The organism is Ruegeria sp. E1, from assembly GCF_056534225.1.
This window is the reverse complement of the sequence record NZ_JBQFPE010000017.1, coordinates 38,670-51,520: the sequence shown is the minus strand read 5'-3', so window position 1 is coordinate 51,520 and position 12,851 is coordinate 38,670. Positions and strand designations below refer to the sequence as shown.

Sequence of the window (12,851 nt, the reverse complement as noted above, 5' to 3'; positions counted from 1 at the left end):
CCGCCATGTTCCAGTCATTCAAAGTTACCGCGCGCCCGGAACAAGGACCTCCGCGCCTTGCCGCGCTGCGACAGGAACTGGCGCGCGAGACGCTGGATGGATTTCTGATCCCACGCGCAGATGCCCATCAGGGTGAATACGTTGCCCCGCGCGACGAGCGTCTGGCATGGTTGACCGGCTTTACCGGTTCTGCGGGTTTTTGCGTCGCTCTGACGGATGTGGCGGGCGTTTTCATCGACGGGCGCTATCGCACGCAGGTCAAAGAGCAGGTGGCGGCGGACTTTACGCCGGTTCCGTGGCCCGACATCAGCCTGAGCGCCTGGTTGAAAGACCAGTTGCCGAATGGTGGTCGAGTGGGCTTTGATCCATGGCTCCATGCAGCTGATCAAATCTCAAGCACCCGGAAAGAGCTCAACGGCAGCGGTATCGAACTGGTTCAGTGTGACAATCTGATCGATCGTATCTGGCAGGATCAGCCTGCCGCGCCGATGAACCCGGTCAAGACGCACCCACTCGAATTTGCGGGCGAAAGCGCCGAATGCAAGATCGACAGGTTGGCCAAGACGCTGCAACAAGCCTCATGCTCAGCGGCCATCATCACGCTGCCAGACTCGATCATGTGGCTGTTGAACATCCGGGGGTCAGACATCGCATACAATCCGGTGGCGCACGGATTTGCTATTCTGCACGCAACCGGGCAGGTCGATCTATTCATGGCCTCAGAAAAGCTGAAAGACCTTGCAGAAGCCCTGCCCGGGAATGTGCGCCAGCACGAACCACAGGGGTTTCTGGACGCGGTCGATGCTCTGGACGGCGTTGTGCAGGTTGATCCATCGACCGTTCCACAAATCGTCGCCGACGCCTTGGGTGACCGGATGGTTGACGGGGGTGATCCCTGCGCCCTGCCCAAAGCCTGCAAGAACGCGGCCGAGATAGACGGAACCGTTCAGGCGCATCTGCGTGACGCCGCCGCCGTGGTCGAGTTGCTCTGCTGGCTGGATACGCAGGCGCCCGGCACCCTGACAGAAACGCAGGTTGTCACTCGGTTGGAAGAAAACCGCCGCCGCGACAATGCCCTGCAGGATATCTCGTTCGACACCATCGCCGGGACCGGTCCGAACGGTGCAATCATGCATTACCGCGTCACCGAGGAAACCGACAGTCGCCTGCTAGACGGTCATCTGCTGGTTCTGGACAGCGGCGGGCAATATCTGGACGGGACAACCGATATCACCCGGACAATCGCGATTGGCAATGTCGGGGACGAAGAACGCGCTTGTTTCACCCGCGTGCTGAAAGGCATGATCGCTATGTCGATGCTGCGTTGGCCTGTTGGTCTGGCCGGACGCGATATCGAATGTATCGCACGAATGCCACTGTGGCTGGCGGGGCAGGATTTCAACCATGGCGTCGGCCATGGGGTTGGCACCTATCTGAGTGTGCATGAGGGACCGCAACGCCTGTCACGGGTCAGTCATGTCCCGCTGAAGCCCGGCATGATCCTGTCCAACGAACCGGGATATTATCGCGAAGGTGCCTTTGGCATTCGGCTGGAAAATCTTGTGGTGGTCGAGGACGCCCCGGCTTTACCAGACGGCGACGATGAACGCGCAATGCTGTGCTGGCGCACCCTGACCTGGGTACCGATCGACCGCCGCTTGATTGTCGTGGATATGCTGTCGGCCGAGGAACGCGCTTGGCTGAACGCCTATCATCGCGATGTTGCGGAAAAAATCCGCCCAAGACTAGGCGAGGCCGCTCAACTGTGGTTGGATGCCGCAACCGCACCGCTCTGACACCAGAGCGTTACATATACCGGGCAAAGGAGAGGCCCTGAAACACCTTGGGGAAGGAGCAGCAATGACAGATCACATCACCATCCGCAAAGCACCCGGCAAATGGAGCGTCCGCTCGGGCGGTGCCATTCTGGGTGAAACCACAAGCGCATTGGAATTGGTGGAAGGTGATAAAGACCCTGTGATCTATTTCCCGCGTAGCGATGTCGCAATGGCGTTTCTGGACCAGACCGACAAAGTCACGCACTGCCCAGGCAAAGGTGACGCCACCCATTTCTCGATCGTTAACAAATCCTCAGTGACCGAGAACGCCGTCTGGAGCTACGAGGATCCGGTACCTGACGTCTCGGAGATCAAGAACTATCTTGCGTTTTATGCAAAAGATTCCGTCAAAGTCGAACAGCTTTGACAACCCCAGAGGCTTGGAAGCCCTTGTCATGGGCGTGCAAATATACCCTGACGCAATGCAAAACCACAAACCACAAATGAGGGGCGCATGAGGGTTGGGCTGTTCTCATCTGCCCAAACGAAGTTCCCTTTCTGTTGGAATGGGTCGTCTATCATTTACTGTCGGGCTTCACGGATATTGTCATCTACAGCAATGACTCGACTGATGGGACAACGGAATTGCTGGATGCGCTGGACGAAAGCGGTGTGATCTCGCATGCGTTGCAGGATCTGGTCTCTGGCCAGGTTCCACAGCACGAAGCGGCAGATTCAGGTTTTTACCATCCATCATTCGAACATGCTGACTGGCTGATGTGGCTGGATTCGGACGAATTCCTGTACTGCTCAAACGACGAAAACAATCTGATCGAACTCATCAGGAAAGTCGAGCCGCAGGCGGCTGGGGTTGCGATAAACTGGCTGAACTTCGGCGATGGTGGCCACAAAGAATGGGCCGAAGAATTCGTCACTCAGAAGTTCCTTTGTCGTGGCAATCCACAGAGCAGCAAGACTTTTCGCTTTTATAAAACGCTGTTCAAGAAATCAGACAAAATCCGAGGGTTCGGTCTTCATCGTCCTTTCTTCAAATGGGCTTATGAAGAAAAGGACGGCAAGTTCGTCAATGCATCGGGTGAAGGAATGCACGAACTGTACTATCGCGCTGGCGGGCGCAGAAGACACAGGTTAGGCGACGCACCGCCAGAACTGGTCGCGCATGAATGGGCATCGATTTTTCACTATGCCGTGAAAACTGAGGATAGCTTTGAACTCAAGAAACAACGCGGCCAAGGAACCAAATTCATCGGAGCCGAGAACCGCTCATCCAGATTTCGGAACAAGTATTGGGAAATCTTCAACCGAAATGAGGTTTATGATCCGCGCATGTTAAAATTCGCGGACCGCTTGCAAGAAAAAGTAGACGAGCTTTTGGCCGTTGAGGCCATTGCGAGAGCGCATCAAAACTGCATCGAACGCTACAAGGCTGCCTTGCAACAAGTGAAGGTAGAACGCGCTGAAACCGATACGCGCAGTGGTGATCAGCACACAGCCTGACAGATCAACCCGCTTCCTCGATCACTTTGCGCGCAACGCGAAAGCATTCCAGCGCCTGCGGTACACCGCAATAGATGCCGATGACATGAATGATGGCGCGGATTTCCTCGGTGGTGACACCGTTGTTGATCGCGCCACGGCAGTGGATCTCCCACTCGTGCATCTTGCCCAGCGCACCGATCATCGACAGGTTCATCATCGACCGCGTCTTGGCGTCGATCACGTCATCTCCCCAGCCGAAACCCCAACACCAGGCCGTCATCGCCTCTTGAAACGGGCGCGTGAAATCGTCGGCGGCGGCCAGGTTCTTTTCGACATATTCTGCGCCCAGCGTCGCCTTGCGCTGCTCCAGACCTTTCAGGAACAGGTCTTCGTCAAATGTGCTCATGATTTGGTTCCTTAAGGTTGTCCATCTACCGCTTCGCGCATCCATTTTTGCAGATGCATGACGGGGTGTTCCGAGTTTACGCCGCCCTTGGGATCAATCACCAGCGGTCCGGGACGATAGCCGCGCGAATGCAGGCCACGCTGTACGGATTCGACCAGCCGGATATCCTCTTCCACCGTCGTCGCCCGATCCTGCGCCGCCAGTTGCCGTATCTTGGGATCGTCCACGCCGCCCACCGAATACCAACCGCGCCAGACCACCACGTGATCAGCATCCACGGCGCGCCAATGGTAAGTGTTCAGCACATTCCCCGGATAGACCTGAAAGGAAAACATCGGCCAGAGGAACCAACTGGAGTATTCATCGAAATGCTTGAAACCCGACTGAATGTCGTAGGTCATATTCTCAAGGCTTTGGCATTCGGTCGTGTGCCGCAGGCACATGCCCTGAGGTTGAATATCATAGGTTTCCGGCTTCACCACTCCGTTCGCAAAGGTCGGGTGGTTGAGCGAGCAGTGGTAGCATTCCGAGTAGTTCTCGACCGAAACTTTCCAGTTGCACAGTTCCGGTATCTCGACCCATTCCAGCGGTTTCAGATCGGCCCAGTTGGGGACCCATTCCTCAAGCTCGGCGCGCGCGTTCGGGAACCAGTCGTCCATGGGTACGGCGTCGGGATCGAGGTTGACGAAGACAAAGCCCAGAAACTCTTCGCTGTGCACCTCGTTCAGGCAGACGGATGATTTGTCGAAGCCTTCAACCGCCTTGAGGTTCGGCCCCGCCCGCAGTTCTCCGGTCAGTTCGTAGGTCCAGGCGTGGTAGGGGCAGACGACGACGCGCGTCGTTCCTGTGCCCTCGACCAGTTGGTGCGCGCGGTGCTGACAGACATTGTAAAACACGCGGATCTTGTCATCGCGGCCCCGGATGGCGAACAAGTCCTGTCCCGCAACTTCAAACGCGACGTACGCGCCCGGTTCGGCCAGTTCCGAGGCGTGGCAGCCAAACTGCCATGTGCGCGCCAGCAGGCCATCTGTTTCCATGCGAAAGATGGCTGGGTCTGTGTAGTACCGGGCTGCAAGGGATTGGATGGGTGCTGTCACGTGTCCTCCGAATGGTAAAGGCCAAGCTGATGGCGGCGTTTGTGAAAGGTCTCGACCCGTTCGACGATCTCATCGCTGGCAACGGCGATCACGAAGGACAGCAATGTTTCCAATAGGGCAACCGTACTAACCGAGGATGGGAAGAACTGGGGCGTGTCTGCCGAGATGACAAAGCCATGGTCAGCCGCGCGCAGGATCGGGCTGGCTGGGCTGTCGGATAGACCCACGACCTTCAAACCCTGCTCGCGCGCAACCTGTACCGCCTCGACCACCTCATTGCGATAAGGCTTGCAGGTCATGGCAATCAGAACGTCGCGCTGGTCCGCCCATGCCAGATCATCGATCGGGTTTGATCCGGGGCGCGGGATGGCGTGGAACTGCACCATCCCGGTCGATGCCAGATAGACAAAGTTCCGCGCGTTCGAGTTGTTCACACCCACGCCCAGCACAAACACATTTCGCGAGCTCCAGATGTCTTCGGCGGCGGCTTTCAACTGCTCGGAGGAGATATTGGCAAAGGTTTCCTCGACATTGCGCAGGGCGTCCTGAACCATATCGGCGTAAAGCCCGCCCATATTGCCAGACTTGCGAATGTCCTGCAGCCAGCGGGCGCGGTCGGGAAAATCAGCCTGCCCGCGCCGGATCGCCTCACGGAATGGCACGCGGAAATCCTCGTAGCCTTCGAACCCCACCTGCCGCGCCATGCGGACGATGGTGTTGGGCTTCACGTTTGCCGCCTCGGCGATCTCGCGCACGGTTGAAACCCCCACGTCACGGGGGTTTTCCAGCACATAAGTCGCGGCTTTGCGCGCCTCGGGCGTCAGCTCGGACAGTTCATCCGCCAGCCGTTCGAGAATCGAACTTGATACATTTGTCCCATTCATGATTGACGATGGTACTTTTGTTTGCTTACGCTGTCGAGACAAAATCGACTCAGAGGAATGATCCGATGGCATCTGATTTCCCGACCCACGCACGCGTGGTTATTGTGGGTGGCGGAGTGATGGGCGTGGGCCTTGCCTACCACCTTGGGCACGAGGGCTGGGGCGCAGAGACCGTGCTGCTGGAAAAGGCCGAACTGACCAGCGGCAGCACCTGGCACGCGGCTGGGCAGATCACCCATTCAACCTCCAGCTTCGGCTTGGGCAAATGCGTCGATTACAATATTGGCCTATATTCCGGCGCCTTGGAGGCCGAAACCGGGCAGGCCGTGACATGGCATGGCTGCGGCTCCTTCCGGCTGGCCTATACCAAGGATGAGATGGACTGGCTGCGCCACACGCTGTCGGTGGGCCGCTCTCTGGGCTTCAACATAGACCTAGTTGGCCCGGATCGCGTCGCCGAGTTGCATCCGTTTTACAATCTGGATGGTGTGCTGGGCGCATTGCACACGCCTGACGACGGCCATGTGGACCCGACAAATGTGACCATGGCTATGGCTGCAGGCGCGCGTCAGAAAGGCGTTCGGATCATCCGGCAGTGTCAGGCGACGAACATTACGCAGGCCGAAAACGGCGAATGGGTGGTCGAGACGCCCAAAGGCACGATCACCTGCGAGCATGTGGTCAACGCGGGCGGCACCTATGCGCGACAGATGGGCGAGTGGTCGGGCCTTCAACTGCCGATGACCTCGATGACGCATCATTACTTCGTGACCGAACCCGTGCCGGAGTTCGAAGCGCTCGAACAGGAACTGCCGGTGATCCGGGACGACAAGAAGGTGTCGGGCTATATCCGGATGGAGCAAAAGCGCGGCCTGATCGGGATCTACGAGAAAGAGAACCCAAACTCGGTCTGGCACGATCATTGTCCATGGGACTACGAGAACTGGCTGTTCGATGCCGATTACGACCGGGTAATGCCGTGGCTCGAGGAAAGCCTGAACCGGATGCCGATCTTTGCCAAGCTTGGCATTCAGCGCGAGGTACACGGCGCGATCAGCCATCCGCCGGATGGCAACCCGCTGATCGGGCCTGCGCCGGGCGTGCGGAACTACTGGTGCTGCTGCGGTACGCAGATCGGGATCGGCTGGGGGCCCGGTCTGACGCGCGAGCTGGCGCGCTGGATGGTACATGGCGCGGCCGATATCTCGATGCGCGAGTATGATCCGCGCCGGTTTGGCAGCTACGCCACGAAAGACTGGCAGGTGATCAAGGCCGAGGAAGATTATTGCCTGCGCCACGAAATCCCCTTCCCGCATTTCAACCGGCTTGCCGGGCGTCCGATCAAACCATCGCCGCTGCATGAGGTACTGAAATCGAAAGGCGCGGTGCATGAAGAGGTTTATGGGTTCGAACGCCCCCGCTGGTTCGCCCGCGATGGCGTGGCGCAGCAGGATCATTATTCGTTCCGCCGAACGCCAGCCGACGACATGGTCGCGCAAGAGGTCAAGGCGGTGCGCGATCAGGTCGGCATCATGGACGTCACCGCCTTCACCAAGGTCGAGGTTTCGGGCCCCGACGCCTATGCCTTGCTGGACCGCCTGACCGCGAACCGGATGCCGCAGAAGGACGGCTCGATCACCCTGACCCATATGTTGAACCGCCGGGGTCGGATTGAGTTGGAAACCACCATCGTGCGCATGGCACAGGATCGCTATTATCTCGTTTGCGCCGCATTCTTCGAGCAACGCCTGCTGGATCATCTGGCGCAACAGCGTAGCAAAGAAGAAGTCACGATCACCGCGCTTTCCGCCGATTGGTCGGCCTTGTCCCTGAACGGGCCAAGGTCGCGCGACGTGTTGGGCGCTTGCACAGATGCTGACCTTAGCAATGCCGGTTTTCGCTGGCTATCGGCCCAGCAGATCAGGATAGCGGGTCACGACGTCTGGGCCTTCCGCATGTCCTATGCCGGAGAACTGGGCTGGGAACTGCACATGCCTAACGACGCCTGTCTGGACGTCTACAATGCGCTCTGGTCCGCAGGTGAGGCGCATGGGATCGCCGACTATGGCAGCTTCGCGATGAATGTGATGCGGATGGAGAAGGGCTTCAAAGGGGCCGGTGAACTGACCAACGAGGTGACACTCGCCGAGGCAGACGTGCTGCGTTTTGCCCGAACCGACAAGGGCTATCTGGGCAAGGACAAGACCCTGAACACCGACCTGCCGTGGATCTGCGCTTATCTCGAAATCGAACCGGACGGAGAGATCGACGGGCACGGAGGTGAGGCGGTCCTGCTGGACGGCCGCGTTGTGGGCTCGGCCGCGTCCGTGGCTTATGGGCATACGGTTGGCAGAATCCTTGCCTTTGCTTACGTCAAACCCGAAGCTGCTGCGGTAGGCACCGAACTGCAGGTCATCATCCACGGCACTCCCCGCGCCGCGCGCGTCTTGTCCGAACCAGCGTATGACCCGCAAAGCCTGCTTCCCCGCACCGATGCCGCACTGGAGGCCGCGCAATGACTCAACCCAAAACAATGCAGGCCATGGTCACGATGGGTCACGGCGATCTGGATCAGATGGTCTGGCACGAGGACTGGCCTTGCCCCACCCCCGCCCCAGACGAAGTGCTGATCAAAGTCGGGGCCTGTGGCCTGAACAATACCGACGTGAACACGCGGTCCGGCTGGTATTCAAAAACTGTCAGCGATGCCACAACGGGCGGCGCATTCAAGGAGGTCGGAGAAGAGGATCCGACATGGGGCGGTGCACCCTTGGTCTTTCCGCGCATTCAGGGTGCGGATGTGTGCGGCCAGATCGTCGCCGTGGGCGCGGGCGTGGACCCGCGCCGCATCGGCGAGCGGGTGATCACCGATGGCTGGCTGCGCGACGCTGCTGATCCGCTGAACAAGGACAAGACGGGCTATTTCGGTTCAGAACGCGATGGCGGGTTTGCAGAATTCACCACGACCCCCGCGCGCAACGCAATTGCCGTCAACTCGCCACTGTCGGATGCCGAGCTTGCGACCTTTTCCTGTTCGTACTCCACGGCCGAAGGGATGCTGACCCGCGCAAATGTCTCCGAACGTGACACGGTTCTGGTGCCAGGCGCATCAGGTGGCGTAGGCGGTGCATTGGTGCAACTGGCCAAACGTCGCGGCGCGCGGGTTGTTGCCCTTGCGTCCGAGGCTAAACACGCCGAGGTCGCAGAGCTTGGCCCGAACCGCATCATGTCCCGCGCGCCCGAGAACCTGCGCGCGGCGCTGGGTGACGAAAAGATTACAGTTGTGGCGGATGTGGTGGGTGGACCGTATTGGCCCACGCTCATAGACGTCCTTGAGCGCGGCGGGCGCTATACCTGCTCGGGCGCGATTGCCGGTCCGATGGTCGAGTTCGACCTGCGCACATTTTATCTGCGTGATCTGACGTTCACAGGATCCACCGTTATCGATCCGCAAGTGATGCAAAACCTCGTGCGCTATATCGAGGCTGGTGAGATCAAGCCCGCCCTTGCCGCGACTTATCCGCTAAGCGAATTGCACGCGGCACAGACCGCCTTCATCGCGAAGAAGCACACCGGCAATATCGTGGTGATCCCGTGAAAATAACCCGCATCCGCATATTCCAGACTGGGCTGCCCTATGTCGGCGGCGCCTATCGCTGGGGTGCGGGAAACGCGATTGAAACGGCCATCGCATCAGTTGTCGTCGTTGATACGGACGCAGGTCTTCAGGGGTGTGGGGAATTCACGCCTTGTGGCGAGAACTATATGGTTGCCCATTCCGAAGGCGTCGCCGCACTGGCCCGACTGGTTGCACCCACGTTACTGGGCGAAGATCCCCGACAGGTTGGCCGCATTGAACAGATAATGGACCAAATTGTTCAGGGTCATGGCTATGCAAAGGCACCGTTCGACGTTGCGTGCTGGGACATTCTCGGTCAAGCCTGTAATCAGCCAATCTGGATGTTGTTGGGCGGTAAGTTGATCGACGGCGCTCCGATGTACCGAGTTGCTCCGCAAAAGGATACGGAACAGACCATCGCCGAGATGAACCGCTATCGCGCGCAAGGGTACCGCCAGTTTCAGATCAAGGTCGGTGGTGATTGGTCCGGTGACATTGATCGCATCCGCGACACGGTTCCCCTGCTTAACGCAGGCGAAAAGGCCATGGCCGATGCCAATCAGGGCTGGCGCGTGGACAACGCGATCCGGGTGGCGCGGGCCACCCGCGATCTGGATTTCATCCTTGAACAACCCTGCCGCACTTATGAGGAATGCCAACAGGTCCGTCGCGTTGCGGAACAACCGATGAAGCTGGACGAATGTCTGACCGGAATGCACATGGCGCAAAGGATCGTCGCGGATCGCGGAGCCGAAATTTGCTGCCTGAAAGTCTCGAACCTCGGGGGGCTTAGCAAAGCCCGGCGCGTGCGGGATTATCTGATCGAAAACCGCATTCCCGTCGTCAGCGAGGATACCTGGGGCGGTGAGATTGCAACAGCGGCCGTGGCGCATTTTGCAGCCTCAACTCCCGAAGAGTATCTACAAAACACGACGGATCTGATGAACTACAACACGCGCTCGACCGGAATAGGCGGGCCTGTGTCGCACAATGGCAAGCTCTACGCGACAGATACGCCAGGGTTAGGGGTAACGCCCGATTTCGACAGCCTGGGCGCGCCGATCGAGGAGTTTGCGCTATGAGACCACAAGCAATCGCAACGCAGATGATTGATGACGCGCGCGTTCGGGTGACCCGTTTTGATTTTACCCCTGGTGCGGAAACCGGGTGGCATCGCCACGCGATGGATTACGTCATTACCGCCGTCACCGACTGTAACATGCGACTGGAATTGCCCGATGGTGAAGTCAACGAAGCGACGGTGCCTGCGGGAACTGCATACCGCAGGGATGCGGGCGTCGAACACAACGTGATCAATGCCGGGGACACGCCCATGTCCTTTGTAGAGGTGGAGCTGAAATGAAAATCACCCGGATCTCAGTCTATCAGGTCGATCTACCGCTCGAACACCCCTATTGGCTGTCCGGTGGGCGGCTGAAGTTTGAAATCCTGGATGCAACGCTGGTCAAGCTGGAAACAGATACGGGATTGGTCGGCTGGGGCGAAGGTACACCTTGGGGTCACACATACGTACCAGCGCATGGACCGGGCATTCGCGCCGGGATCGAGACGATGGCCCCCTTTGTTCTTGGGCTTGATCCGCGCCGTCTGCTGGATGTTGAACGCGCTATGGATCTTGCCTTTCCCGGCCATCTTTATGCCAAAAGCCCGATTGACATGGCATGTTGGGACATCGCCGGACAAGCAGCTGGTCTGCCGATCGCAGATCTGATGGGTGGCGGATCCCGCACACCTCGCCCCATCGCCTCCTCGGTGGGGGCGAAAACGGTCGAAGAGACCCGCGAAGTTATGGATCGCTATCGCCAACGCGGCTACATCGCACATTCCGTGAAAATCGGCGGCGATGTCGAACGTGACATTGCCCGCGTGCGCGATGTTGAAAGCATACGAAAACCCGGCGAGATCGTCCTTTACGACGTGAACCGCGGTTGGACACGACAACAAGCCCTGCAAGTCATGAGCGCCTGCGCCGAACTGAACGTGATGTTCGAACAACCTTGTGAGTCGCTTGATGACATTGCCGCGATCTCAGGTCGTCATTGCTCACCCGTGTCGGTGGATGAAAGCCTTGTGACCCTTCAGGATGCCGCCCGCATCGCTCGCGACGGGCTGGCCGAGGTATTCGGGATCAAGCTGAACCGCGTTGGCGGGCTGACCAAGGCTGCACGGTTGCGGGATATCGCGCTGGTGCATGGTATCGATATGTTTGTGATGGCCACCGGCGGGTCGGTTCTGGCAGATACCGAGGCCCTGCACCTTGCGGCGACCGTACCGGACGACAACTGCCACGCCGTCTGGGCCTGTCAGGACATGATCACAGTCGATATTGCGGGCGGCCGAGGGCCACGCAACATCAATGGGCATCTGCATTTGCCTGAAACACCGGGTCTTGGCGTTCACCCGGATGAGGACGCGCTTGGCAATCCGGTCGGAGTTTACGAATGAAAATCACCAAAATATCGCTCTGGCCCGTCGATCTGACCAGTCACGAAACCTATCACATGGCCGACGGCAAGACCTGTGCGACCGTCAAGTCTCATGTCCTGTGCCTTGAAACGGATACAGGTCTCAGGGGCTGGGGTGAGGTGTGCCCGATCCCGCACTACCTGCCTGCCTTTGCCGATGGTGTGCCGGGCGCAGTCGCCGAGATGACCCCCGAGATACTGGGAATGTCACCATTTGGTGTCGATGCACCGATGCGCAAGCTTGATGGGTTCCTGCAGGGCCATCTATACGCAAAATCTCTTGTTGATATCGCGCTTTGGGACTTGTTCGGACAAGCCACGGGACAACCTGTTTATGCTTTGCTGGGTGGGCGGACGCGGGCGGTTATGCCGCTTTATCATTCGATCACCTGTATCGCACCGGATGACATGGCGCGGATCGCCAAAACCGCTTTTCAGACCGGCATTCGGCAGTTTCAGGTCAAGTTGGGTGTCGAAGGTGATTGGCAGGCGGATGCCGAACGTCTGGCCAAGGTGAGGGAAGCCGTTGGCCCCGGGCCACTGGTCTATGGGGATTGGAATTGCGGCGCATCCCGCTTGCAGGCCACCAGAACGGGCCGTGCCGTCGCGCATCTCGACGTGATGCTGGAACAACCTTGCAAAACGCTCGAAGATTGCGCCGCCGTACGGCAGGCGACGGGATTGCCGATGAAGATCGACGAAAACGCCTATGATCTGACCTCTCTCATGCACGCACACGCGCTTGGTTGCATGGATGCGGTGGCGCTAAAGCTGTCGAAATTCGGCGGGTTGTCCGCGATGCGCCGAGCGCGGGATCTGACCGTGCATCTGGGGGCAGAGATCTGCGCCGAATGCACCTGGGGCTCGGACATAGTGACCGCTGCGTCGCTGCATTTTGCAGCATCGACGCCGCATGGATCGCTACTGAACACCTGTGATCTGTCGTCTTATGTGTCGCCGCGTATCTGCCCGACTGCACCAAACCGTGAAAACGGCAGGATTGCCCCACCCGAAGGGCCGGGACTAGGTGTTGTGCCTAACATGGACGTTCTTGGTTCCCCGATATTGGAGATCGCCTGAG

At 58.8% G+C, this 12,851-nt stretch carries 12 protein-coding genes; 9 read left to right on the top strand and 3 right to left on the bottom strand.

Annotation, left to right across the window (positions count from 1 at the left end):
* Positions 1-5: 5 nt before the first annotated feature.
* From ACR0FG_RS18690 to ACR0FG_RS18680, 3 genes are all read left to right on the top strand, one after another.
* A complete protein-coding gene (locus ACR0FG_RS18690) occupies positions 6-1,796 on the top strand; it encodes an aminopeptidase P family protein (protein ID WP_480894674.1) in 1,791 nt (596 codons plus the stop codon).
* Between the two features lie 64 nt (positions 1,797-1,860).
* A complete protein-coding gene (locus tag ACR0FG_RS18685) occupies positions 1,861-2,205 on the top strand; it encodes a DUF427 domain-containing protein (protein ID WP_170716348.1) in 345 nt (114 codons plus the stop codon).
* Positions 2,206-2,339: 134 nt separating this feature from the next.
* The gene (locus ACR0FG_RS18680; RefSeq protein WP_480894672.1) at positions 2,340-3,296 is read left to right on the top strand and encodes a glycosyltransferase family 2 protein; all 957 of its coding nucleotides are present in this window, start codon (positions 2,340-2,342) and stop codon (positions 3,294-3,296) included.
* A 4-nt stretch (positions 3,297-3,300) separates the two neighbouring features.
* Here ACR0FG_RS18680 and ACR0FG_RS18675 read toward each other — a convergent pair whose 3' ends face one another.
* The 3 genes from ACR0FG_RS18675 to ACR0FG_RS18665 are packed head-to-tail and all read right to left on the bottom strand — an operon-like array spanning position 3,301 to position 5,665.
* The gene (locus ACR0FG_RS18675) at positions 3,301-3,684 is read right to left on the bottom strand and encodes a carboxymuconolactone decarboxylase family protein (RefSeq protein ID WP_480894670.1); all 384 of its coding nucleotides are present in this window, start codon (positions 3,682-3,684) and stop codon (positions 3,301-3,303) included.
* Between the two features lie 11 nt (positions 3,685-3,695).
* Positions 3,696-4,781, bottom strand: coding sequence for an aromatic ring-hydroxylating oxygenase subunit alpha (locus tag ACR0FG_RS18670; protein ID WP_480894668.1), 1,086 nt, complete (start codon positions 4,779-4,781; stop codon positions 3,696-3,698).
* The gene (locus ACR0FG_RS18665; protein ID WP_480894667.1) at positions 4,778-5,665 is read right to left on the bottom strand and encodes a MurR/RpiR family transcriptional regulator; all 888 of its coding nucleotides are present in this window, start codon (positions 5,663-5,665) and stop codon (positions 4,778-4,780) included. The genes ACR0FG_RS18670 and ACR0FG_RS18665 overlap by 4 nt, the downstream gene beginning before the upstream one ends.
* Before the next feature lie 65 nt (positions 5,666-5,730).
* Here ACR0FG_RS18665 and ACR0FG_RS18660 point away from each other — a divergent pair, with 65 nt between their 5' ends.
* Genes ACR0FG_RS18660 through ACR0FG_RS18635 form a run of 6 tightly spaced genes read left to right on the top strand, consistent with a single transcriptional unit; the run spans position 5,731 to position 12,850 of the window.
* On the top strand, positions 5,731-8,184 hold the full coding sequence (locus ACR0FG_RS18660) for an FAD-dependent oxidoreductase (protein ID WP_480894665.1): 2,454 nt from the start codon (positions 5,731-5,733) through the stop codon (positions 8,182-8,184).
* Positions 8,181-9,263, top strand: a complete 1,083-nt coding sequence (locus ACR0FG_RS18655) for an alcohol dehydrogenase family protein (protein WP_480894662.1) — start codon at positions 8,181-8,183, stop codon at positions 9,261-9,263. Before ACR0FG_RS18660 ends, ACR0FG_RS18655 begins: the two co-directional genes overlap by 4 nt.
* Complete coding sequence (locus tag ACR0FG_RS18650) at positions 9,260-10,366, top strand: mandelate racemase/muconate lactonizing enzyme family protein (protein ID WP_480894660.1); 1,107 nt, start codon at positions 9,260-9,262, stop codon at positions 10,364-10,366. Before ACR0FG_RS18655 ends, ACR0FG_RS18650 begins: the two co-directional genes overlap by 4 nt.
* On the top strand, positions 10,363-10,647 hold the full coding sequence (locus tag ACR0FG_RS18645; protein WP_480894657.1) for a cupin domain-containing protein: 285 nt from the start codon (positions 10,363-10,365) through the stop codon (positions 10,645-10,647). Before ACR0FG_RS18650 ends, ACR0FG_RS18645 begins: the two co-directional genes overlap by 4 nt.
* Positions 10,644-11,750 carry a mandelate racemase/muconate lactonizing enzyme family protein gene (locus tag ACR0FG_RS18640; protein ID WP_480894656.1) on the top strand — a complete coding sequence of 369 codons (1,107 nt, stop codon included), beginning with the start codon at positions 10,644-10,646 and terminating at the stop codon, positions 11,748-11,750. The genes ACR0FG_RS18645 and ACR0FG_RS18640 overlap by 4 nt, the downstream gene beginning before the upstream one ends.
* Positions 11,747-12,850 (top strand): mandelate racemase/muconate lactonizing enzyme family protein, encoded by a 1,104-nt coding sequence (locus ACR0FG_RS18635; protein ID WP_480894654.1) that lies wholly within the window; start codon positions 11,747-11,749, stop codon positions 12,848-12,850. The genes ACR0FG_RS18640 and ACR0FG_RS18635 overlap by 4 nt, the downstream gene beginning before the upstream one ends.
* The last annotated feature ends 1 nt before the right edge of the window (position 12,851 follow it).

What these genes read in the sequence shown, in the direction of transcription:
- ACR0FG_RS18660 (WP_480894665.1), top strand. Translation starts at nt 5,731, where the DNA reads ATGGCATCTGATTTCCCGACCCACGCACGCGTGGTTATTGTGGGTGGC.
- ACR0FG_RS18665 (WP_480894667.1), bottom strand. Translation starts at nt 5,665, where the DNA reads ATGAATGGGACAAATGTATCAAGTTCGATTCTCGAACGGCTGGCGGAT.
- ACR0FG_RS18645 (WP_480894657.1), top strand. Translation starts at nt 10,363, where the DNA reads ATGAGACCACAAGCAATCGCAACGCAGATGATTGATGACGCGCGCGTT.
- ACR0FG_RS18685 (WP_170716348.1), top strand. Translation starts at nt 1,861, where the DNA reads ATGACAGATCACATCACCATCCGCAAAGCACCCGGCAAATGGAGCGTC.
- ACR0FG_RS18690 (WP_480894674.1), top strand. Translation starts at nt 6, where the DNA reads ATGTTCCAGTCATTCAAAGTTACCGCGCGCCCGGAACAAGGACCTCCG.
- ACR0FG_RS18640 (WP_480894656.1), top strand. Translation starts at nt 10,644, where the DNA reads ATGAAAATCACCCGGATCTCAGTCTATCAGGTCGATCTACCGCTCGAA.
- ACR0FG_RS18655 (WP_480894662.1), top strand. Translation starts at nt 8,181, where the DNA reads ATGACTCAACCCAAAACAATGCAGGCCATGGTCACGATGGGTCACGGC.
- ACR0FG_RS18635 (WP_480894654.1), top strand. Translation starts at nt 11,747, where the DNA reads ATGAAAATCACCAAAATATCGCTCTGGCCCGTCGATCTGACCAGTCAC.
- ACR0FG_RS18675 (WP_480894670.1), bottom strand. Translation starts at nt 3,684, where the DNA reads ATGAGCACATTTGACGAAGACCTGTTCCTGAAAGGTCTGGAGCAGCGC.